Here is a 21804-nt window from a genome sequence, read left to right on the forward strand (position 1 = left end):
GATTTATCTAAGTTATTGAATATTTATAGCATAAAGCTACTTTTAATAAATACGAGCAATAAAAAAGCCAGAACTGGTCCGGCTTTGAAAACTTACTTCATTGAATTTTCTACCGATGAGTATGAATTGACATCACAATACCCATCCCTGCCAACATGGAAATCACAGCTGTACCACCATAACTCATCAATGGCAAAGGGTCACCCGTCACAGGTAAAATCCCACTGACCATGCCTGAGTTTAAAAATACAAAGAAGAAAAAAGTCAGTCCGATCGCACCGGCATACAAACGGCCAAAGTTATGAAAGCTATTCATGCCAATAATCAAACAGCGAATAATAATGGCCGTAAACAGGCTGAATAGCAGAAACACCCCGATAAAGCCAAATTCTTCTGCATAAGTCGACATAATAAAGTCGGTATGATGTTCAGGCAGATAACCTAGATGAGACTGCGTACCTTGTGAGTAACCTTTTCCCATAATCCCGCCCGAACCGATGGCAATTTTGGACTGGATAATGTTCCAGCCTGCGCCCAAGGCATCCGATTCTGGATCGAATAAAGTCAGAATCCGTTTCTTTTGATATTCCTGCAACAAGAACATCCACAGTAGCGGCACTGCAACGGCCAAAGCAGCAAAGGCTCCAGCAATTAGACGCCATGACATGCCACTCAGGAACAGTACAAAGATTCCAGGAATCACCAGACCGATATTTAGATCGGGTTGTAATGCCACCAGTACGAAAGGCACGCCTAAAATCACCAAGGCACCGACAATATCCAGAAACTTTGGAGGGAAAGGTTTACGGGCAAAGTACCAGGCCATCATCAGTGGCATGGCAAACTTCATTACCTCACTCGGCTGCATGCTCCCCACACCCGGCAATGTAATCCAGCGTGTTGCCCCCAGACGCTTTTCACCAATCACAAAGACCAGCAGTAGCATAAAGATACCGAACATATAAAAATATGGACTGGCAGCCTGATAAACCTTCGGTGGCACCTGTGCACAGATAAACATCACCACAAAGCCCACACCAAAACTGATCGCCTGGCGAATTACCATCCCCGAATCTTCAGAGGTGGCACTGTAAACCACCATCAGACCCAAGATCGCATTTAAAATCAGGAAACAAAGCAGCCATGGATCGAGGTGCAACTTGGTCCATCGGGAGGCATTCTGGGGATTAATACTACGTCCATCGCGTGCGGACTGCCGCAAAAAACGATACTGCTGTGAAGGGATCATTGGCCCACGGGTAGAAAATTCATGATGGCAAAATTATAAGTTAAAGTGCTCCGGAATAAATCGCCATTGACCGATTTATTCCATTTTTATTGCAATATATTTAGCGCTGGGCAGCCAGAATCAGCTTGGCCAGTTCCAGATCATCTGGATAGGTAATTTTAATATTGTCAGAGCGACCTTGTACTACTTGAACTGGTTCGTCTATATGTTCCAGTGCACTGGCTTCATCGGTAATGGTAACACCATCTGCGAGTGCCTGCTGAATCGCACGTTTTAAGGTTCCAAGTTTCGCCATTTGTGGTGTTTGCGCCTGCCATAATGTCGAACGATCTACTGTCATTTCAATACCATGATCCTTTACGACACGCTTTAAGGTATCTCGTACCGGAATACCCAGAATCGCCGCCTGATCGGTTTGAATTGCTGTATTGACCAGATCAATCAAAGAGCTCTGACTCACACAAGGACGGGCTGCATCATGCACCAATACCCAATCCTCTTCTGAAGCAATCTCAGATAAATATTCCAAGGCATTTAGTACAGAGTTGACGCGCTCTGCACCGCCCAAGCAAAAATGTGCTTTATCCAGATGAGAAAGTGGCAGAGTCTTGGCAACATCATCCTGTGCACCAATCGCAAGGACATAACCTGCTAATGGCAATTGATTCAGACGGGAAACCGTGTGTTCAAGAACGGTCCGTTCCTGAATCATCTGGTATTGTTTAAGTTCGGTTTTGGAAAATCGGCTACCGGAACCTGCAGCTGGTAAAGTGACCCACAATTTATGGTGTTGTTGGAACATCAGCTGATTCATTGGTTCTCAGGTCTACTTTATTCGGATTAAGATAAATCGGTTTATATTGAGTACTAATAGTGCTCATTTGCACAAAGGTTTCATGCGGCTTGATCAAACCTAGATCGAGACGGGCATGCTCTTCGATGGCTTCAATACCATTCTTCAAATCATAAACTTCTGCGGCCAGAACGCGATTACGTTCTTTCAGTTCTTCATTCAATTCTACTTGTTGCTGAATTTTCTGGGTCAATGCCTGATGGTCATTATAACCACCCTCACCGAACCAGTATAAATATTGAAACCCTGCGATCAAAACGATCGCAAGGCCCAACAGTACTTTACTCATCAAGGAGTCGAATACATTTAACATTGACATAAGTCGCTTAGTTCAAACCTTTGAACTCAGCTTTACCGCGATATGCAGCTTGAGTCAATTCTTCGATACGAAGTAATTGGTTATATTTCGCTACACGGTCAGAACGGCAAAGTGAACCAGTCTTGATTTGACCTGCTGCTGTACCTACTGCAAGATCTGCAATAGTAGAATCTTCAGTTTCGCCTGAACGGTGAGAGATTACAGTAGAGTAACCATTTGCTTTCGCAAGGTAGATTGCATCTAAAGTTTCAGTCAATGTACCGATCTGGTTGTACTTGATCAGGATTGAGTTACCTACTTTCTCGTTGATACCGCGTTGAAGAATCTTAGGATTCGTAACGAACAGGTCATCACCCACCAACTGGATTTTATCGCCAAGGATAGAAGTCAGGTAAGACCAGCCTTCCCAGTCAGATTCGTCCAGACCATCTTCAATCGAGATGATAGGGTATTGATTTACCAGACCTGCAAGGTAGTCAGCAAACTGGTTGCTTGTGAACGATTTGTTGCCTTCACCAGCCAGGATATATTGACCATCTTTGTAGAATTCTGAAGATGCACAGTCAAGCGCAAGCATAATATCAGAACCAGCCTTGTAACCAGTTTGCTCGATTGCAGACAGGATCACAGTAATAGCTTCTTCGTTAGAACGAAGGTTTGGCGCAAAACCACCTTCATCACCAACAGCAGTGTTCAAACCTTGTTTCTTCAAAACTGATTTTAAAGAATGGAAGATTTCAGCACCCGCACGTAACGCTTCAGAAAATGAAGTGAAACCTACAGGCTCAATCATGAATTCCTGAATATCAACAGTGTTGTCTGCGTGAGCACCACCGTTCAGGATGTTCATCATTGGAACAGGCATAGTCAAAATCTTTTGACCACGAAGATCTGCGATATATTGGTAAAGCGGCGTTTTCTTTTCTTCAGCAGCAGCACGCGCAGCAGCAAGAGATACCGCCAAAGTTGCGTTTGCACCTAATTTTTCTTTGTTTTCAGTACCGTCTAAAGCGATCATCGTATTGTCGATGTCTTTTTGTTCGAATACTGATTTACCCACTAACGCATCACGAATCAGAGTGTTTACGTTGTTAACCGCAGTTTTAACACCTTTACCTAGGTAACGTGCTTTATCGCCATCACGAAGTTCTAAAGCTTCACGAGAACCAGTTGAAGCACCAGATGGTGCACATGCACGGCCAACTACGCCAGATGCCAGGATAACGTCTGCTTCGATGGTTGGGTTACCACGAGAGTCCAAAATTTCACGTGCACGAATGTCAACGATTTGGCTCATGAACAATTCCTCAGTTGATTAATAACAGGATGCTTAAAACTGCATCAATGGGTATCTAATTTTTCAAATCCTTTCACTAGAGTATCCAGCTCTTTTAATTGAGCCAGGAATGGTTCTAGTTGAGATAAACGCAAGGCACAAGGACCATCACATTTTGCCACATCCGGATTTGGATGAGCTTCCAGGAACAAACCTGCAAGACCTGTTGCCATACCGGCACGCGCCAGTGTAGTAATCTGTGCACGACGACCACCGGCAGAGTCAGCACGACCGCCTGGAGTTTGTAATGCATGTGTTACATCAAAGAATACTGGCACGTTCATTTCTTTCATGATGTCGAAGCCCAACATGTCTACAACCAGATTGTTGTAACCAAAAGCTGAACCACGCTCACAAAGAATCAGCTTGTCATTCCCTGCTTCCAGACACTTATGCAAAATGTGGCGCATTTCGTGCGGAGCAAGGAACTGGGCTTTTTTGATGTTGATGATGGCATCTGTTTTTGCCATCGCTTCAACCAGGTCAGTCTGACGACTTAAGAATGCAGGTAGCTGGATAATGTCAGCAACTTCTGCCACAGGAGCAGCCTGATACGGCTCATGTACATCAGTGATAATTGGCACATTAAAATGTTTTTTAATGTCGGCTAACCACTCGATTCCTTTTTCGAGGCCAGGCCCACGGAATGAGTTCAAGCTTGAACGGTTGGCTTTGTCAAAACTTGCTTTAAAGACATATGGAATATCTAAACGTTTGCAGATATCAACATAAGTCTCTGCAATTTCAAAAGCTAAGTCTTTCGACTCAAGTACGTTCATGCCGCCGAATAGTACAAATGGCAAGTGGTTTGCCATTTGTATATCGCCTAAACGTACAATTTCTTGTGGTTTTAATTGTGACATTTAAACTTCCTAGTTGTGTCTTAAACTCGCATTATTTGGTTTTTTGGTACTGTTTTTTCGCAGCATCAATGAAACCGGCAAATAATGGATGTCCATCACGTGGCGAGCTGGTAAATTCCGGGTGAAATTGTACTGCAATAAACCAAGGATGTGCAGGAATTTCAACAGTTTCTACCAGGTGTTGCACTGGAGAATAACCAGAAATCTTCATGCCTTTTTCTTCCAGCACTGGGATATAACGGTTGTTCATCTCGTAACGGTGACGGTGACGTTCGATAATTTCATCCGAACCATACACTTCAGCAGTCTTGGTACCCGGTACCAGTTCAGACTTCTGTGCACCTAGACGCATGGTGCCACCAAGGTCAGAATCTACTGAACGCTGTTGGACTTCACCACGTTCATCCAACCATTCAGTGATCAAACCAATCAATGGAGATTTGGTTGAACGGTTGAATTCTGTTGAAGTCGCATCAGTGATACCCGCCACGTTACGTGCATATTCGATCACTGCAAGCTGCATACCCAAGCAGATGCCCAGGAATGGAACACCGTTTTCACGTGCGTATTTGATCGCCTGCATTTTGCCTTCAGTACCACGTTCACCGAAACCGCCTGGTACCAGAATCGCATCCGCATCTTTCAATACTTCATTGACATCTTGGCTTTCAAGCTCTTCAGCATTGACATAGTCGATCTGAACTTTCACGCGGTTTTGAATACCGGCATGTAAAAGTGCTTCGTTCACAGACTTATAGGCATCTGGAAGTTCAACATATTTACCCACCATCGCAACACGTACAGTGTATTCAGGGTTCAGTAAAGCTTCTACCACATTATCCCAGTCAGACAGGTCTGCTTCTGGAAGATTGTCATAGCCGAAACGTTCACAGATGAGATCATCAACGTTCTGTTCATAGAAAGTACGTGGAATCTGGTAGATCGTACGTGCATCTTTACACACGACTACTGCACGCGCTTCTACGTTAGTGAACAAGGCAATTTTACGCGTCGTATCTGCATCAACATCATGTTCAGTACGGCAGATCAAAATGTCTGGTTGAATACCAATAGACAGAAGTTCTTTTACTGAGTGTTGAGTTGGTTTAGTTTTTAATTCTGCTGCAGACTTAATGTATGGGAGTAACGTTAAGTGCATCAGCATCGTACGTTTATGACCAAGTTCAACCATTAACTGACGTACAGATTCCATGAATGGGAGAGATTCAATGTCACCTACAGTACCGCCGATCTCAACGATCGCAACGTCATAACCTTCGCCAGCGCGAAGTACACGTTCTTTGATGTTGTCAGTAATGTGTGGAATAACTTGTACAGTACCACCCAGGTAGTCACCACGGCGTTCTTTATTCAGAACATCCTGGTAAACACGGCCTGATGTAAAGTTATTCAGTTTGGTCATTTTCGCACGACGCAAGAAACGTTCGTAGTAACCCAAGTCTAAGTCTGTTTCAGCACCGTCTTCTGTAACAAAAACTTCACCGTGCTGGAATGGGCTCATAGTCCCTGGATCGACATTAATGTATGGATCCATTTTTACCATGGTCACTTTTAAACCACGGGCTTCTAAAAGTGCAGCAACAGAAGCAGCTGAAATACCTTTACCTAGTGATGAAACAACACCACCAGTCACGAAAATAAAATGGGTCATTGGGTTTCTCGTACAATCGAGCCTAAATCGGCCTGCAATGTTGCGCAATTTTACTTTACCTTGTACCAATAAAGCAAAGTCAATCCGCATCAAATCAAAGAACAATAAACAATTGACTATTCTAACAGCAATTCCTGAAAAAAATTACAGTAAGTTCATATGATTTATATATTGCATTTTGCTGCTATAATAGGAACATTCACACCCTACACTATTCTGTTTGATGCAATGATGATGAAGAAACTTTTAATCTGTACCCTGATCCTGACTGGCCTTACACTGACTGGTTGTGTAAAAAAAGAAGCTCCAAAAGAAGAAGAACAAACCGAAGTTACTCCAGCATCTGAAGTGGTTGCTCCGGAACCTGTACAACTTGAGCCTGTTGAACCATTAGAATCAACACCAGTTGAACCGGTTGAAGAAGCACCAGCAGCACCGACTGTTGAAATCCAGCGCGAACAAACTGCGAATACTACGACTGAAATTCGCCGTGAAGTTAAAAAACCGGAACCTGCTCAATCAGAGCCTGCGCCTGCAGCTGAAACAAATTCAAGCACTGAGCAGCCTGCAAAACCTGCAGCAACACCAGCCGCTCCTAAAAACAACTCATCTTCTGCAAATAAGTCTGAAGATGATGCAGTTGCAGATGCAATTGCTGCTGCTATGCCAGCACTTGAAAACTAATATAATCCTTCATCAAAAAAACCCAGCTTATGCTGGGTTTTTTATGGTTTAAAAATCTCTTTCAAGCTGCCGTTGGAGTATCGGAAAGTTGCAGTAAATAATCTGCCATCAGACGAGTGGCCCATGATTCTGTCTGCATTAAGCCCTGATAAAAGCCACAATGGCTACCTTTTTTAGTGGTGACGACCACAATATTTGGCATGGCTCGAATGACATCCTTATACGGTTCCAGATTCTGGATATGACAGACCGGGTCATCTTCCGAATTCAAAATCATCAATGGAATTTTGACATTTTCAAAGACATAAATCGGGTTGGTGGCCTTGGTATAGCTTTCATAGTCTGAAAAGCCTGCCAGCTCATAATAGCGTTGTTCAAATTCAGATAAGTCTTTCACCTCAAGCAATTGCTTCCATGAAGGATAAATCTGCCAGGTTTCCTGATAAGGATGGATAAAACGTTTAATCAGTTTTTTAGCCATCACTTTGCTATAAAACGGATGCACATAGGCAAAACCGGTTTCGGTATTATAGCCTGGGCATAAGGCAAAGGCTGCTTTGAGCGGGGTCTGCTCGCCCTCTTCACCCAAGTAGCGAACCAGCAATCCTGTCCCTGCAGAGGAACCCACACCATAGAGATCGGATTGAGGAAACTTGTCCTGAATATAGAGCAACTGTTCACGCAGATCTTGGGTTGAACCAAACAAGTTCATTTTTGGCACAGGCATTGGCAGGTCAGCATGACCACGGCGCAAACACAGAGCAACACGCCAGCCTGTATATTTATGTAGGTCACGCACCAGCTCCCGCATGGATTCCGGAGAGCCGGTAATGGTATGCAATAGCACAATGGTAGGTGTACTTGGCGGTAAATCTAAACCATACCAGGCAATGCCAGTAATGCCGCCATCGGACATATTCAGCTGCTCAAGTACATCATATTGCAGCTTAATCGTGCGTTTTTTTATCAAGTCCAGATATAGAATGTGCGCATGCGCATTCGATAACCACGGTGTTGGACGATATTTCTGTTTTAAAAGTGGTAAACGTTCAATCACACCAGAAAATAAACCATTCGGATTATAATAAAGTGTTGGAAGATCTGCTCCGCTAAAGCGGTCCAGATATTCACTTGAAAGTTGACTCATTTTTTTAAGCCACATTTTCATCTGTATTCCCCTCTAGTTTTCTATCAGTGATGTACAAACTTCATGCCGACTTGAATCAATTTTAGGAAATTAAGTATTAGCCTGATAAGCCTGAATCCGCTGGCCCATTTCTATAGCTAAGGCTTCAAGTCCAGATTTCGGTCGTATCATTACTTCAAAATCAATGATCTGACCTTCATCATTGAACTGAATCATGTCGATTCCCTTAAGTTTCTTATCGCCGACATTGGCTGAGAACTCAAGTACAACATTGTTACCATCTTCACTAAGAAATTCGCGGTGATAAGTAAAGTTTTCAAAGACCTGAATCACATTGGTCAAGATAAAAAATACAACCTGTTTCCCGGGATAAGGCTGAAAAGCCACGGGCGAGCGGAATACGACATTATCCGCGAGGAGTTCATTCAATATGGACATGTCACGTGTTTCTAACATTTCATGCCAGCGTGTAATGGCCTGTTTTGTTGTTTCAATTGTCATTTTAGATTCCTTTTATTTTTAGAGTTCCATCTATACGCTTTCTTCGTTTTAATAATGAAATTTCCCCCTTTACTAAAGGGGGATTTAGGGGGATTCTGGTGTTTCAGAATAGAATCCTCTCCCTAACCCTCTCCTTTAACAAAGGAGAGGGAACAATCAACTTTCTTTCATGACAATTTCGCATGAAAGCAAAAACTGTCATCTTTTAAATTTTATCAATTAAATTACCGCAGCCAATTCAGCACCCTGACGGATCGCACGTTTAGCATCCAGCTCGCCAGCTTCTTTCGCACCACCAATGAGATGCACGTTTTTACTGGCAGCTTTTAGTTCATCAAACATGGCAGTATAAGATTCCTGACCAGCACAGATAATGACATTATCTACGTCTAATACTGCAGGTTGATCATTCACTATAACGTGCAAGCCCTGATCATCAATTTTTTCATAGCTTGCACCGGCAATCATTTTGACATTACGGTGTTTTAAGCCAGTACGGTGAATCCAGCCTGTGGTTTTACCCAGACTTGAACCGACAGAAGCTGCTTTACGCTGCAATAAATAAATTTCACGTTCAGGCTGTTCTACATTGGCGGTCTTGAGTCCACCAACATTTTCATAGTTAGTATCGATTCCCCATTCATCATAGAATTTTTCCGGATTGACACTACCACTTTCGGTCCCATGACTAAGCAGCTCGGCTGTATCAAAGCCAATACCCCCTGCACCAATAATCGCCACACGCTGGCCGACTGGTTTACGCTCTCTTAGCACCTGCAGATAAGACAACACTTTAGGATGATCAATTCCAGGAATATCGAGCTGACGCGGTGTCACCCCAGTGGCAACCACAATGTCATCAAATTCGGCTGAAATCAGCTGATCAAAGGTCGCGGTGCAATTTAATTTCAATTGAATACGTGGTTGCAACTCAATCTGACGTTTGAAATAACGTAAGGTTTCATAAAACTCTTCCTTACCTGGAATGGTCTTCGCAATATTAAATTGCCCACCAATCTGCGCTGAAGCTTCGAATACAGTGACATGATGACCACGACCTGCTGCATAGATGGCAAAGCTTAAACCCGCTGGTCCTGCACCAATCACTGCAATATTTTTCGCTACATTGGTTTCTTTAAAGATCAGTTCAGTTTCATAACACGCGCGTGGATTCACCAGACAGGTAGCAATTTTCATCGAGAAAATATGATCCAGACAGGCCTGATTACAACCGATACAGGTATTAATTTCATCACTACGGCCCTGTTCTGCTTTTAAGACAAACTCAGAGTCTGCCAGCATTGGACGTGCCATTGACACCATATCGGCATCGCCTGTAGCCAGGACATATTCTGCCATTTCCGGCGTATTAATACGGTTAGAGGTAATAAGAGGAATATTCACCTGACCTTTTAGCTTGCGCGTAACCCAAGTAAAGGCCGCACGTGGCACTTTGGTAGCAATGGTCGGAATACGCGCTTCATGCCAGCCAATACCGGTATTAATAATCGTCGCGCCCGCTTTCTCAATGGCTTTGGCCAGTTGGATTACTTCTTCTAGAGTTGAACTGCCTTCAACCAGATCCAGCATGGAAAGACGATAGATAATAATAAAATTCTCACCGACCATTTCACGGGTACGGCGTACAATTTCAATCGGGAAACGGATACGGTTTTCATAACTACCACCCCATTCATCATCACGATGATTGGTACGCGCTGCGATGAACTCATTGATCAGGTAACCTTCTGAACCCATGATTTCGACACCGTCATAACCGGCGTATTGAGCCAGTCTGGCACAGTTGGCAAAGTCATCAATGGTTTGCTGCACTTCAGCAGAGCTTAAAGCATGCGGTTTGACTGGATTAATCGGTGCCTGAATTGGAGACGGCGCGACATTTTCCGCCTGATAAGAGTAACGGCCGGTATGCAGGATCTGCATGGCAATTTTCCCGCCAGCCTCATGTACAGCTTGGGTAATCACTTTATGCTTTTCAGCTTCTTCAATCGTGTCGAGCTTGGAACCGCCCTGAAAAGTGACGCCATGATCATTCGGTGAGATACCACCTGTCACAATTAATGCTACGCCACCCTTGGCGCGTTCTGCATAAAAGGCGGCCATCCGATTATAACCACCTGGTGCTTCTTCTAAGCCCACATGCATAGAGCCCATCAAGACACGGTTTTTAAGCGTGGTAAAACCCAGATCCAGTGGGGCAAGTAAATTCGGATATTTAGACATTTCAACTCCCTAGCGTGCAGATGTGCTGGCTATTTTTATTCAGGCTGACTGATTTATTTCCATCAAGCATCAGCCTTATGCAACTTGTTGCACTAATTTATAGTGCAGAATTGATTTTTATGCAACATGTTGCATAATAATCCCGAGTCACTTTTTTGAGACGTTTATGTCTTTATCACATGTTTTACTCACCAGCCTGATTGAGAAACCGAGTACCGGCATTGAGCTAGCACGCCGTTTTGACCGCTCCATGGGTTTCTTCTGGAATGCCACCCATCAGCAGATCTATCGTGAATTGAATGCCATGCTGCAAAAAGGCTGGATTTCGACCATAGAAGAGGAAGATTCTCATAGCCGTAAAAAAACCTATCAGGTAGAACGACTCGGCCGGGAAGAACTGGCTAACTGGATGCTGGAGCATAGTTCTCCTGCACAGCTTCGTGAAGAATTGATGGTTCGTCTGCGTGCAGAAGCCCAGCTTGGCGGCAACAACACCTTACCTGAACTGGAACGCCATCTAGAAATACATAAAGAAAAGCTTAAAACCTATCAGCATATTTTCGCCAAAGACTTTGCTCAAGCTGACGAAAATGACCGAACCCTGTATATTCATAAAATGATTCTGCAACTGGGTATTGATCAGGAACTGGGCTGGATTGCCTGGCTGGAACAGGTTATTCCCAGACTTAAACAATTCGATGTAGAAAAATTATAAATACGGAGATATGCATGCCCTTCTATACCATGGCAGATGGCGAACAGTTATTTGTACGTGAATACGGTCAGGGTCAACCTGTACTAGTCTTATCAGGTCTGGGCATGTTGAGCTGGCAATGGGCAGCTTTTCTCTATCCACATCAGAAAAATTTCCGCTTTATCATTCCTGAATGGCGCGGTTTTGGGGAGTCTAGTCACTGCAAAATCCCGCAAGACCTGGATGCGATTTCCAGTCACTGGCTTGATGTTCAGTCGGTGATCCAGCAGCTCAATTTAGATCAATTCATTGTAATTGCTTACTCTATGGGCGCAACCACTACCATGCATGGCTTGTGCTATGGAGATTTTTCCAAACACATAGCAGCTTATTTGCATATTGACCAAACACCGAAGATTCCGGTCGATAATGCCTGGGCATTTGGACTTTTTGGTCCACGCCATCAGGAATTTATTGAAATTTTGCAGCAGCTTTCAACATTACTTGCAGAACATCAGCATATTGAACTCATTCGGGATCTGGATAATTCAGTACGACAGCAAATTGCAGCATTATGGCTGCGCTTTATCCAGCTACAAAATGATCGTCCAGCCAGTTTGAAAGTATTTAAGTTCATCCTGAACCAACCTCGTCTGCAAAGTCTGCTCCTTCCTTCTAGCCGGGTGGATTATATGGCGTGGTACATCAATAATTATTTATATCATCAGGAAGATTATCGTGAAGCTCTGACGAAGCTTACTTGTCCAGTAACTTTCTTTAGCGGTGTGCAGTCAAAACTTTATCCTGTGGAAGGTCAGCGCCTAATTGCCCAAAGCCTGCCTCAGGCTAAACAGGTATTTTTCACGAAATCTGGCCATACCCCCTTACTGACCGAACCACTCAAATTTGCCAGGGAGCTCGATACCTTTCTAAAAGAAAATTCTCAATACAGTTCTTCAGCGGCCTAAAGATTCAGGAGAAGAAATCATGAAAAAACTGGTGGTGTTTTCAGGTGCTGGCATGAGTGCGGAAAGTGGGATCAACACCTTCCGTGATAGTGATGGGCTTTGGGAACAGTATCGTATAGAAGAAGTGGCGACACCCGAAGCTTGGGCTAAAAATCCGGAACTGGTGCAACGCTTTTATAATGCCCGACGTAAAAACATTCTGGAAGCGCAGCCAAATGCAGCTCATCAACTCATTGCCGAACTTGAAGATGATTTTGATGTCCATGTGATTACTCAAAATATTGATGATCTGCATGAACGTGCCGGAAGTTCCAAGGTTATTCACCTGCATGGCAATATCCGCCTAGCCAAAACCTCAGGCCCGAATTGCCAGTACACCACCGAGTTTTATCCGATTGAAGGGTCTGAATTAGATTTAACTAAACACTTCTGTAAGGAGGGCTATCCATTACGTCCACATGTGGTCTGGTTTGGCGAAGCCGTACCTGCTTATGAAGAAGCACAAGATTGTGTACAGGATGCTGACATTTTCGTGGTTATTGGAACTAGTCTGCAAGTATATCCTGTTGCTGGCTTAATCCATGAGATTACAGCTCACTGCACAGCTTATTATATTGATCCCAAAGCAGATCAACAGCATTTACCAGTTCAGTTTCACAAGATTTCCCAGACAGCCACAGAAGGCATGAAAACCTTACTTAAATTACTTGAGTCTAAGATCTAATCATCATTCAAAATTCGTATTCTATAGTTGACAGTATGCAACAATCATTTTTTAATCAGCCTATTGTTGCAGGAATGGAATTAAACGATGCTGACTGATCTGGATGATTTTTACTGTTTTGCGCAGGTCGTGGAACATGGCGGCTTTAGTGCGGCTGAACGTGCTACCGATATTCCCAAATCCAAGCTCAGCCGCCGCGTTTATAATCTGGAAGAACGCCTTGGCGTCCGCCTGATTCAGCGTAGTTCTCGCCATTTTGCCGTCACCGATATTGGCATGAATATCTATCGACATGCACAAGTGATGCTCAGTGCAGCACAGGCTGCACACGATCTGGTAGATCATCTCAGTACTGAACCGCGTGGCACCATCAAAGTCAGCCTACCCGTCTCCATTGCCCAGAATGAAATGGCAAAAATCCTGCCGGATTTCCTGAAAAAATATCCTGAAATTAAAGTCCAGATGATGATCACCAATCGACGTGTAGACATTATTAATGAAGGCTTTGATCTGGCCCTACGGGTACGGACCAGCCTGGATGATGATCCGAATCTGGTGATTCGTCAGTTTGAAAAAATTGAACAGCATCTGTTTGCCAGTCAGGGCTATTTAAATGAATTTGGCGATCTGAAAACGCCTGAACAACTCTCTGAACATAAAATTTTAAGCATGGCTGAGGAACATACTGAACAGTTCCTGGTGTTGCAGAATGAGCAGCAGCAACAGAAGAAAATCCGGATCAGCCCAACTGTAATGGGATCAGACCTGAATATGCTGGCACAGCTGGCAGCTTCAGGCTGTGGTATTACCTTACTGCCCGATAATGTCGTGCAGCAATATATAGAACGGGGCGAACTGGTTCGGGTACTTTCAGACTGGAAAACGGCACATGGAATTTTCCATCTGGTTTATCCTTCCCGTCGTGGTCTGTTACCAGCTGTAAGAGTATTTATTGATTATCTGGTTGAGCATTTGCATCTTGTATAAATAGACATATTTCCGGCAAAAAAATAGCTCATTCTTGGGGAAAAATGAGCTAATAAAAACGATTCACTACAGCATGAAGTGAACGAAAGGAAACTACTACCACTAAGCCAAATCTAATATAAAGCAATCAAACATCTAACAAAACAAACATCAACTAACTATAAATAGATTAAGAGAATTTGGCTGGTTAAACCACTTCTTCATGTAGTGTTTTGTAGGCTTTCGTCACCAATAGCAAGCAAGCTGTAATTTATGTAAGCTACTGTATTTCAATGCATAACATGAAAAATAATTTAAATTTTCGGATACTCGCCTGTACCTTCTGGCCACGGCGATAACAGCTCAAAACCTGTGTCATTCACAACTACCATGTGTTCCCATTGAGCCGACCAGGATTTATCCGCAGTAACCACTGTCCAGCCGTCCTTCAGCTCTTTAACACGCGCTTTACCCATGTTGACCATAGGTTCAATGGTAAAGACCATGCCGGGTACCAGTTTGATGCCCTGACCTGGTTGCCCGTAATGCAGAATGTTTGGCTGTTCGTGATAAATTTTACCAATCCCATGACCACAATATTCACGCACAATGGTGTAGCCTTCACGCTGTGCAACAGACTGGATTGCATAACCAATATCGCCTAGGGTTGCGCCCGGTTTAACGGCATGAATCCCGGCAACCATAGCTTCATAAGTGGTTTCGACCAGACGTTTGGCTTCAGGAGTTGGTGTACCGACATAATACATTCGACTGGTATCGCCAAAATAACCGTCTTTAATGATCGCAACGTCAATATTAATAATATCGCCATCTTGCAAGACCGTATTCGGAGATGGAATACCATGACAAACCACTTCATTCGGTGAAATACAGGTGGTTTTGGTATAACCATAATAGCCAATATTAGCTGGCGTCACTTTTAGTGTATTGACGATAAAATCATGACAGATGTCATCCAGATATTCAGTTGTGACACCCGGCTTGACATGCTCCCCGATCATTTCCAAAACCTGTGCAGCCAAACGCCCAGATATACGTAATTTTTCGATATCTTGTTCGGTTTTCAGAGTAATCGCTGGAGCTCGCATGGATCTATCCTCAAGGTGAATCGGGAAATTATAGTCCTTTTTCAGCCAAGATGCGCATTTGTTCGCTCTGCATGACAATTCTTAAAACTTGCTCTAGAGAATCTCAATGCTGCTTATTTATACAAACAATAAGCTTAAAATGATGAAATGGAGCCTAAATGATTTATTTATTTAAAAATAAATTATAATTTTTTCAACTGAATATCAAAGATATATTTCTACCAAGCTTTTAAAGTTCACATTATCCGATCGTCAAGATCAGTAAAATCAAGGCTTTCAGCATTAAATTAAACTCCAAAAATCATCATATATACACTAAAATCGCTTTCTTTTATTTATCTGTTCTCCCTCTATGACAAGTCTCCGTACAAGAGATATTGTGGCCTTAGGTTTTATGACCTTTGCACTGTTTATTGGTGCGGGCAACATTATCTTTCCACCGATTGTGGCTCAACAAGCCGGTGAGCATGTATGGTTAGCTGCCCTAGGTTTCCTGATTACGGCAGTTGGCCTACCTGTTATCACCATCGTGGCATTGTCACGTGTTGAAGGTTCAATCCAGATCTTAAGTTCTCCATTAGGTAAAGCTGCCAGTCTTTTACTGACTGTTGTGTGTTATCTGACGGTTGGACCTTTATTCGCGACACCACGTACCGCAACCGTTTCTTATGAAATCGGCTTCTCTTCATACTTTGGCAATGCACCTAGCAACCTGCTGATCTATAGTGTGATCTATTTTGCTGTAGTGACTCTGGTTTCTCTTTATCCAAATAAGATTTTGGATACGGTTGGTTACTTCCTGTCTCCAGTAAAAATTATCGCATTGATCATTTTAGGCGGCGCTGCAGTGTTGATTCCTGCCGGCAAACCACCTGCTGCAGTGGGTAACTATGTTACAAGTCCAGTCACTGAAGGCATCGTTAATGGTTATCTGACCATGGATACCTTAGGTGCATTGGTCTTTGGTATTGTGATTGTCCGTGCGATTACTTCTCGTGGCGTAACGGATCGCAAGCTGATTACCAAATATGCAGTCAATGCAGCGATCATTTCAGGGATTGGTCTAACTCTAGTTTATCTCAGCCTGTTTAAACTAGGCTTAGGTAGTCACGATGTTGCACCTAATGCTGCCAATGGTGCGATTATTCTGCATGCCTATGTACAACATGCTTTTGGTGATATGGGTGCTTATTTCCTTGCTACCATGATCTTTGTTGCCTGCATGGTGACTGCGATTGGCTTAACCTGTGCATGTGCTGAATATTTCTCGTCTATTACTAAATTGCCTTATAAAGCCTTTGTCTTTGTATTGGTCGGCTTCTCGCTGGTGATTTCAAATCTTGGTTTGACTAAATTGATTGCCGTGTCTGTGCCTGTATTGAGCGCGATTTATCCGCCTGCAATTGCAGTGATCCTGCTAAGCTTCTGCGGTCATTTCTTTAGAAAGCCTGCTCAAGTTGTTGCACCGACCACACTGGTTGCATTTATTTTCGGTGTTTTTGATGGCCTTAAAGTTGCTGGCCTTGAATTACCTGAATTGCTACAGAACTTACCGCTTTCTGAACAAAATATGGCATGGCTGATTCCATCTCTTATTGTTCTTGTCATTGCCGCTGTGATTGATCGCATCAGAAATTAATCTTTCTAAGAGGTCAGAAAAATCGTATTTTTACCCAAAATCCGGTTTTAGCGTGATCAATAACTGTCAGGTTTTACCCAAACCGACATTTATTGTTTACATCCTCTAATCATGATCACAGCTAAATTGTATTTTAAAAAGCTTTATAGACTTTTAATCAATTATTTTAATTATCTTCTTTCTTACTTCCATTTTCATTCTTTAGCAGAAGATCAACACAACTCTGTATTTTACTGTTTTTAAAACATATTGTTTCCTGATGAAACCAACTCACCTTCATCATCCTACATAGACTTACATTCTCTGGATTATCTCTACAAATCTTTGGCGTAGAATTTGCTTTTCCCTATGGTAGCAATGAATGATCGCTTGCACACTTCAGTCGAACTGCCCTCGCTGAAATGTTTAAGATGATGATTCGGAGGCAATCATTGATTAGTGCAGTAATACGACTAAAGGAGGCCTTTTTTAACTGTTAAAGTTCACTTAAATAGTTGCAAAGGTTGAAATTAAGAAGTACAACTGTATATTCAATTCAGACTAAATCAATAAGATTTACTCTTCAATAATACAAATAAACGGGAGGGATGGAGATGTTATCAGTACATTTCAAAAAGCAAGTCTTCATTGACGCTCTTAAGGCAAATACCAATCTGGTGACTTTCTTGAGCACCACGGTTGCGCTTATGCTGACCTTGATTGTGCATTGTTTAATTCAAGGCAATTTAAAATTTGAGTACGTCGGTTATGCCTTGATTGTGTCGGCAGCCTTTTTCTTATGGGCTGTGATTGACCAGAAATACCGATAATTTATTAATAAATTTATACCCCAGTGGATGATCTGGCCAGTCATCCATCTGGCAAAAAAGAAATAAATTGAGCTTAAAGCTCAAAAAATAAAATCAACTATTAAAAAATTAGAATAATCCGACCGCCGCCCCATAAAGAAGCACACTTGTTCCTCCTAATTCTGCAATAATTAAACCTAACATTGCCAAAGTCATAAGCACGCCCGGCAACTGAAATTTACCTAGTTGATGCGGTCGCTTAAACTGATTAGTGGTGTCTTTCAAAAACCCATGCAAGATATAAGCGCCAATCGAGAAACTGAAAAAGAGAATATTGATCAATACACAGATCAAATTAATCTGCGAAGATAGTGCTGAATAATAAGCCAATACCGCCAGAATCAATGTCGCAGGGGCATAAAGCAGACTGCTGCGATGCGCAATATCCACATAATAATGCGCCCGTGAATTGACAGACTGGCGGATTTGCCAATACTTCCATACTCCGGTTAACATCCCCACCCATAAGAATATTCCACTAAAAATAATCGCGATCTTTACTGCCAGATCAAGTTCGATTCCCTGCATATTTTCATTCCGTTTTTATCATCGTACTGACTTTTTAGTCATTGTTTTAACAAGTTTCTTTGAAGAAGTCAGGTAAATTTAAGCATTCATTCTGATTCAAAAATATAGTGTAGCCCATGTCTGAATTCGAAACATTGACTCTAAAGTGCCAGGATGGCTATCAATTAAGTACACGTTTTTATCCAGCTACTGATGCTGAATGCAAGAAATCTCCTATATTAATCTGCCCTGCGACTGGCATTACCAAACAGTTTTATCATAGTTTTAGCTGCTGGCTGCAAGCTCAGGGTTATGCAGTGCTGGTATTTGATTTTCGAGGTATTGGGGAATCTTTAAAAGGTTCGGTTAAGCAGTCTAAAGCCAGTATTGTGCAATGGGGACAACTGGACATTCCGGCTGCAATTGATGCGCTATTAGCTAAAACTCAGGCAGCAAAGGTCATCTTACTCGGTCATAGTGCTGGTGGACAGCTTCTGGGTATTGTCCCAAACTATGCCAAAGTGGAAAAAGTCGTGGCCATTGCCGGATCGACTGGTCATGTTAAAGGTTTAAGGGGTCGCACTAAATTACTAGCGCCAGTGATGTTCAATATCATTTTTCCATTGGCACGTATCACCAAAGGCTATGGCCCAACCCAAGCCATTGGAATGGGTGAAAACCTGCCAAAAGATGTGGCACGTGAATGGGCAGAATTTTGTAGTAGACCGGGTTATGTCATCAATGCGATTGGTAAAAAGATCGCACCAGCACATGACTATCATGCCCAGATCACCTGCCCGATTACCTCAATCTGGGCTTCAGATGATGAAATTGCCACTCAAGCAAATGTCAAAGACTTGCTACGCTTATATCCAAAAGCAGCCACAGAAATGATTGAACTAAAACCCCAAGAATATGGTCATAAAGGGATTGGCCATATGCTGATGTTCAAGAAGTCACATCAAAACTTATGGCCAGTCATTGAGCAACAGTTATCTGCCTAAAGATGATTTAAATGGCTATTGAGAGGTTAATGTGCTTTAATAGACTCAGTATGAGATGAGCCTCTTACAGTATGTGCCTCAGATGTGCATACGACTAGCCCCTAACCATGGGGCTTTTTAATGTCTATATGATTTTAAAGTCGTATTAAAATTTAACCGAAAAATGCAATGATACTCTGAATCACCACAGCATTCACAATATCAATAAAAAATGCACCACACAGCGGTACGATTAAAAATGCTTTATGTGATGGACCATAACTATTTGTGACCGCCTGAATATTTGCAATCGCAGTCGGTGTTGCTCCCATACCAAAACCACAATGTCCTGCTACCAATACCGCTGCATCGTAATTTTTTCCCATAATCCTAAAGGTCACAATTGCGGTAAATAAAATCAGTACCGCTGTCTGCGCAAACAAAATGGTAATGAGCGGGCCTGCCAAATCGGCCAGCAGCCAGAGTTGCAGTGAAAGTAAGGCCATAGATAAATACAGGGACAATGACGCGTTGCCAAATACATCAATGGCACGGTCGAAGATATCGACTTTCAGCACATGCTCCAGGAAGTTACGTACAATTACCCCTGTCCCCAAGGCCCAAACAAAGGTCGGCAGTTCAAACCATCTTCCCTGACTGATTTCTGTCATTTCATTCGCAACAAAAATACATAGCGCAAACATCCCTAAAGTTGACACCGCATTACTGGCTGTAATTAGTCGGGTTTTCTTTGGATATTCGAAGGGTGCGGTGTTGATGCTAGTATCGAGTTGTTGTTCATTGGTCTCTTGCGCTACTGTCTCTGCCAATTGATTGCGTTTAATCAGGAATTTGGCAACCGGACCACCCACAAGCCCACCAATAATCAAACCAAAAGTAGCACTGGCCATACCAAGAACAATTGCCCCTTGGATTCCATATTGAGTTTCAAGCACTTCACCCCAAGCACCGGCAGTACCATGACCCCCTGTTAAAGTAACAGAACCAACAATCAAACCAATCAATGGATCAAGCCCAAGTGCTGTGGCTAAGCTCATGCCAACCGCATTTTGTACAACTACGAATAGAATGACGCAGACCAGAAAGATCAGAAGCGATTTCCCGCCTTCTTTGAGCTTGGTAAAGTCTGCACTTAAACCCACAGAGGTAAAGAACATCAGCATCAGAATGGTTTGAATTTCTGAGTCAAATGTGGCACTGATATTAAAAAATTTATAGAGAATAAAAGCTGTAATCGCTGCGATTAGACCACCGATTACAGGTTCAGGTAAGTTATAGTTTCTAAAGAAGCCAATTTTACTAACAAGATACCGCCCAATAAACAGAAAAAAAACCGCAATCACCAAGGTGCCAAAGGCATCGATTTCATAATTCATAACATTCCCTATTGGCTTTATTTTCATACAGTTTTAGGAAAACAGTATGAAAAATCAATTTTAGAAATGTTATGCAAGTTATTGTTTCTAGTAATTGTTTAATTTATGTCCCAAATAGATTCAATTAATACGATGGAATATCATAAACCCAATTGTGTGCTTGCTGGTCTGTCGTACTTTCACAAACATAATAATCATGATCCCAAGCATCTTGATGGAAGATTTCCTTTTTATGGTAAGTCACCTGTTTACCATTTTCGACACAGATAAAACTGTCGCCTTGGTCTTTGACTTGGGTTCCATTGAGGAACCCACCAATACAGAGGAATCGGGATTGTTTGGGCATTGATTACTTCAACTTCTTTGCACTTTTAAATCATCAGGTAAATTATTATAAATTTCTCTAGTTGTCATTGTTATTTTTTGAATATTGACGATATCATCATTGATTTTTTCACCACTAACAAAACTGCGTAATGAGATTAAAGTTTTCTCATAAAAATAGTCGTGCCAAATAAACATATACTCGTCACCATATTTCTCAAATGAACTTTTAGTACTTGGTAAGTCTTTAATTATTAGTTCAACAAGCTCTTTATCTTCTTTTTTTAAAAATTCTGTGGTTCTGTCTTTAAAAGCCGCTATTAATGTTATTGCAGTAACTGTTATTCCCTGAAAAATACGCAAACTATTTAAACTTTGATGATCTAAATAAAGGTCTATAAAATCACTATTTAAGTCTTTAATTTCTTTTAAAATATTTTCAATGTTGCAGTCACGGTATAGCTGCTCACTAACCCCTTGTAATTCTAATTCTCTTTTTTCAGCATATACTTTTTTAAAATTAATTCTTATTAGTATTTGAATCAGGAAATTTGTTTTATTAAATACTTTTATTAATTTTAAACAATCTTCCGCAGCAATTAATTGCTTATCATTTCTTACTTTTGAACGATTTGTTTCTAAATCAGTTAAATAGATCTCTTGCGAAAGTCGTTATTGCAAGTTCATCCGGTTTACCAGTGCAGCGATTAAGTTAATGCGTAAACCGAATCTTTTCCGTCTATTTCGATAGCGTTCACTTAGTATTCTAAATCTTTT

22 protein-coding genes and 1 pseudogene are annotated in these 21804 nt (G+C 42.1%); 8 read left to right on the top strand and 15 right to left on the bottom strand.

Annotated features, from left to right (window positions below):
• Positions 1-109: 109 nt before the first annotated feature.
• The 6 genes from rodA to ACEWB7_RS10380 all read right to left on the bottom strand — a co-directional run bounded on the left by rodA (position 110) and on the right by ACEWB7_RS10380 (position 6292).
• The gene (gene rodA, locus ACEWB7_RS10355; protein WP_125279132.1) at positions 110-1249 is read right to left on the bottom strand and encodes a rod shape-determining protein RodA; all 1140 of its coding nucleotides are present in this window, start codon (positions 1247-1249) and stop codon (positions 110-112) included.
• A gap of 100 nt (positions 1250-1349) precedes the next feature.
• On the bottom strand, positions 1350-2063 hold the full coding sequence (ispD, locus tag ACEWB7_RS10360) for a 2-C-methyl-D-erythritol 4-phosphate cytidylyltransferase (RefSeq protein WP_411580731.1): 714 nt from the start codon (positions 2061-2063) through the stop codon (positions 1350-1352).
• On the bottom strand, positions 2032-2421 hold the full coding sequence (locus ACEWB7_RS10365; protein WP_004783752.1) for a septum formation initiator family protein: 390 nt from the start codon (positions 2419-2421) through the stop codon (positions 2032-2034). The genes ispD and ACEWB7_RS10365 overlap by 32 nt, the downstream gene beginning before the upstream one ends.
• 7 nt (positions 2422-2428) lie before the next feature.
• Complete coding sequence (gene eno, locus ACEWB7_RS10370) at positions 2429-3718, bottom strand: phosphopyruvate hydratase (RefSeq protein ID WP_034171067.1); 1290 nt, start codon at positions 3716-3718, stop codon at positions 2429-2431.
• Positions 3719-3762: 44 nt separating this feature from the next.
• Entirely contained in the window at positions 3763-4620 is an 858-nt protein-coding gene (gene kdsA / locus ACEWB7_RS10375) for a 3-deoxy-8-phosphooctulonate synthase (RefSeq protein WP_004783756.1), read from the bottom strand.
• A gap of 31 nt (positions 4621-4651) precedes the next feature.
• Positions 4652-6292: a CTP synthase gene (locus ACEWB7_RS10380; protein ID WP_180070220.1), complete on the bottom strand. Its 1641-nt coding sequence runs from the start codon at positions 6290-6292 to the stop codon at positions 4652-4654.
• A 228-nt stretch (positions 6293-6520) separates the two neighbouring features.
• On the opposite strand from ACEWB7_RS10380, the gene ACEWB7_RS10385 reads away from it, so the two are divergent.
• Positions 6521-6976, top strand: a complete 456-nt coding sequence (locus ACEWB7_RS10385) for a hypothetical protein (protein ID WP_373684945.1) — start codon at positions 6521-6523, stop codon at positions 6974-6976.
• Positions 6977-7037: 61 nt separating this feature from the next.
• On the opposite strand, the gene ACEWB7_RS10390 is transcribed toward ACEWB7_RS10385, so the two are convergent.
• The 3 genes from ACEWB7_RS10390 to ACEWB7_RS10400 all read right to left on the bottom strand — a co-directional run bounded on the left by ACEWB7_RS10390 (position 7038) and on the right by ACEWB7_RS10400 (position 10868).
• The gene (locus ACEWB7_RS10390; protein WP_166134882.1) at positions 7038-8144 is read right to left on the bottom strand and encodes a YheT family hydrolase; all 1107 of its coding nucleotides are present in this window, start codon (positions 8142-8144) and stop codon (positions 7038-7040) included.
• Between the two features lie 69 nt (positions 8145-8213).
• On the bottom strand, positions 8214-8624 hold the full coding sequence (locus tag ACEWB7_RS10395) for a nuclear transport factor 2 family protein (protein ID WP_312308569.1): 411 nt from the start codon (positions 8622-8624) through the stop codon (positions 8214-8216).
• A 219-nt stretch (positions 8625-8843) separates the two neighbouring features.
• A complete protein-coding gene (locus ACEWB7_RS10400) occupies positions 8844-10868 on the bottom strand; it encodes an NADPH-dependent 2,4-dienoyl-CoA reductase (RefSeq protein ID WP_312308570.1) in 2025 nt (674 codons plus the stop codon).
• A 166-nt stretch (positions 10869-11034) separates the two neighbouring features.
• On the opposite strand from ACEWB7_RS10400, the gene ACEWB7_RS10405 reads away from it, so the two are divergent.
• The 4 genes from ACEWB7_RS10405 (at position 11035) to ACEWB7_RS10420 (ending at position 14241) form a co-directional block, all read left to right on the top strand.
• Entirely contained in the window at positions 11035-11583 is a 549-nt protein-coding gene (locus ACEWB7_RS10405) for a PadR family transcriptional regulator (protein WP_125279125.1), read from the top strand.
• A 14-nt stretch (positions 11584-11597) separates the two neighbouring features.
• Complete coding sequence (locus ACEWB7_RS10410) at positions 11598-12530, top strand: alpha/beta hydrolase (RefSeq protein WP_312308572.1); 933 nt, start codon at positions 11598-11600, stop codon at positions 12528-12530.
• A 19-nt stretch (positions 12531-12549) separates the two neighbouring features.
• The gene (locus ACEWB7_RS10415; RefSeq protein ID WP_312308574.1) at positions 12550-13254 is read left to right on the top strand and encodes an NAD-dependent deacylase; all 705 of its coding nucleotides are present in this window, start codon (positions 12550-12552) and stop codon (positions 13252-13254) included.
• Between the two features lie 87 nt (positions 13255-13341).
• Positions 13342-14241, top strand: coding sequence for a LysR substrate-binding domain-containing protein (locus tag ACEWB7_RS10420; RefSeq protein WP_312308577.1), 900 nt, complete (start codon positions 13342-13344; stop codon positions 14239-14241).
• A gap of 293 nt (positions 14242-14534) precedes the next feature.
• Here the strand turns inward: ACEWB7_RS10420 and map are convergent, their stop codons facing one another.
• The gene (gene map, locus ACEWB7_RS10425; RefSeq protein WP_312308579.1) at positions 14535-15329 is read right to left on the bottom strand and encodes a type I methionyl aminopeptidase; all 795 of its coding nucleotides are present in this window, start codon (positions 15327-15329) and stop codon (positions 14535-14537) included.
• Between the two features lie 352 nt (positions 15330-15681).
• Here map and brnQ point away from each other — a divergent pair, with 352 nt between their 5' ends.
• Positions 15682-16968, top strand: coding sequence for a branched-chain amino acid transport system II carrier protein (gene brnQ / locus ACEWB7_RS10430; protein ID WP_312308580.1), 1287 nt, complete (start codon positions 15682-15684; stop codon positions 16966-16968).
• Between the two features lie 593 nt (positions 16969-17561).
• Entirely contained in the window at positions 17562-17777 is a 216-nt protein-coding gene (locus ACEWB7_RS10435; protein WP_004783783.1) for a hypothetical protein, read from the top strand.
• A 108-nt stretch (positions 17778-17885) separates the two neighbouring features.
• Here the strand turns inward: ACEWB7_RS10435 and ACEWB7_RS10440 are convergent, their stop codons facing one another.
• Entirely contained in the window at positions 17886-18344 is a 459-nt protein-coding gene (locus ACEWB7_RS10440; RefSeq protein ID WP_312157423.1) for a hypothetical protein, read from the bottom strand.
• A 116-nt stretch (positions 18345-18460) separates the two neighbouring features.
• Between ACEWB7_RS10440 and ACEWB7_RS10445 the strand changes: the two genes are divergently transcribed.
• Complete coding sequence (locus tag ACEWB7_RS10445; protein ID WP_180054049.1) at positions 18461-19327, top strand: alpha/beta fold hydrolase; 867 nt, start codon at positions 18461-18463, stop codon at positions 19325-19327.
• Between the two features lie 152 nt (positions 19328-19479).
• Here ACEWB7_RS10445 and gltS read toward each other — a convergent pair whose 3' ends face one another.
• The 4 genes and pseudogenes from gltS to ACEWB7_RS10465 form a co-directional block, all read right to left on the bottom strand.
• On the bottom strand, positions 19480-20703 hold the full coding sequence (gene gltS, locus ACEWB7_RS10450; protein WP_104484060.1) for a sodium/glutamate symporter: 1224 nt from the start codon (positions 20701-20703) through the stop codon (positions 19480-19482).
• Positions 20704-20827: 124 nt separating this feature from the next.
• Complete coding sequence (locus ACEWB7_RS10455; RefSeq protein WP_278362964.1) at positions 20828-21049, bottom strand: hypothetical protein; 222 nt, start codon at positions 21047-21049, stop codon at positions 20828-20830.
• A gap of 8 nt (positions 21050-21057) precedes the next feature.
• Positions 21058-21390: a hypothetical protein gene (locus tag ACEWB7_RS10460; RefSeq protein WP_411580736.1), complete on the bottom strand. Its 333-nt coding sequence runs from the start codon at positions 21388-21390 to the stop codon at positions 21058-21060.
• A gap of 309 nt (positions 21391-21699) precedes the next feature.
• Positions 21700-21804 (bottom strand): annotated as a pseudogene (locus ACEWB7_RS10465) (IS5/IS1182 family transposase); the annotation flags it as partial.

Origin of the sequence: Acinetobacter sp. NIOH-H-8, assembly GCF_046635365.1 — a bacterium.
Lineage (GTDB): Bacteria > Pseudomonadota > Gammaproteobacteria > Pseudomonadales > Moraxellaceae > Acinetobacter.

Bases quoted from the DNA above. Each gene is read 5' to 3' on its own strand.
- rodA (WP_125279132.1), bottom strand. From the start codon at position 1,249: ATGATCCCTTCACAGCAGTATCGTTTTTTGCGGCAGTCCGCACGCGAT.
- ispD (WP_411580731.1), bottom strand. From the start codon at position 2,063: ATGAATCAGCTGATGTTCCAACAACACCATAAATTGTGGGTCACTTTA.
- ACEWB7_RS10365 (WP_004783752.1), bottom strand. From the start codon at position 2,421: ATGTCAATGTTAAATGTATTCGACTCCTTGATGAGTAAAGTACTGTTG.
- eno (WP_034171067.1), bottom strand. From the start codon at position 3,718: ATGAGCCAAATCGTTGACATTCGTGCACGTGAAATTTTGGACTCTCGT.
- kdsA (WP_004783756.1), bottom strand. From the start codon at position 4,620: ATGTCACAATTAAAACCACAAGAAATTGTACGTTTAGGCGATATACAA.
- ACEWB7_RS10380 (WP_180070220.1), bottom strand. From the start codon at position 6,292: ATGACCCATTTTATTTTCGTGACTGGTGGTGTTGTTTCATCACTAGGT.
- ACEWB7_RS10385 (WP_373684945.1), top strand. From the start codon at position 6,521: ATGATGATGAAGAAACTTTTAATCTGTACCCTGATCCTGACTGGCCTT.
- ACEWB7_RS10390 (WP_166134882.1), bottom strand. From the start codon at position 8,144: ATGAAAATGTGGCTTAAAAAAATGAGTCAACTTTCAAGTGAATATCTG.
- ACEWB7_RS10395 (WP_312308569.1), bottom strand. From the start codon at position 8,624: ATGACAATTGAAACAACAAAACAGGCCATTACACGCTGGCATGAAATG.
- ACEWB7_RS10400 (WP_312308570.1), bottom strand. From the start codon at position 10,868: ATGTCTAAATATCCGAATTTACTTGCCCCACTGGATCTGGGTTTTACC.
- ACEWB7_RS10405 (WP_125279125.1), top strand. From the start codon at position 11,035: ATGTCTTTATCACATGTTTTACTCACCAGCCTGATTGAGAAACCGAGT.
- ACEWB7_RS10410 (WP_312308572.1), top strand. From the start codon at position 11,598: ATGCCCTTCTATACCATGGCAGATGGCGAACAGTTATTTGTACGTGAA.
- ACEWB7_RS10415 (WP_312308574.1), top strand. From the start codon at position 12,550: ATGAAAAAACTGGTGGTGTTTTCAGGTGCTGGCATGAGTGCGGAAAGT.
- ACEWB7_RS10420 (WP_312308577.1), top strand. From the start codon at position 13,342: ATGCTGACTGATCTGGATGATTTTTACTGTTTTGCGCAGGTCGTGGAA.
- map (WP_312308579.1), bottom strand. From the start codon at position 15,329: ATGCGAGCTCCAGCGATTACTCTGAAAACCGAACAAGATATCGAAAAA.
- brnQ (WP_312308580.1), top strand. From the start codon at position 15,682: ATGACAAGTCTCCGTACAAGAGATATTGTGGCCTTAGGTTTTATGACC.
- ACEWB7_RS10435 (WP_004783783.1), top strand. From the start codon at position 17,562: ATGTTATCAGTACATTTCAAAAAGCAAGTCTTCATTGACGCTCTTAAG.
- ACEWB7_RS10440 (WP_312157423.1), bottom strand. From the start codon at position 18,344: ATGCAGGGAATCGAACTTGATCTGGCAGTAAAGATCGCGATTATTTTT.
- ACEWB7_RS10445 (WP_180054049.1), top strand. From the start codon at position 18,461: ATGTCTGAATTCGAAACATTGACTCTAAAGTGCCAGGATGGCTATCAA.
- gltS (WP_104484060.1), bottom strand. From the start codon at position 20,703: ATGAATTATGAAATCGATGCCTTTGGCACCTTGGTGATTGCGGTTTTT.
- ACEWB7_RS10455 (WP_278362964.1), bottom strand. From the start codon at position 21,049: ATGCCCAAACAATCCCGATTCCTCTGTATTGGTGGGTTCCTCAATGGA.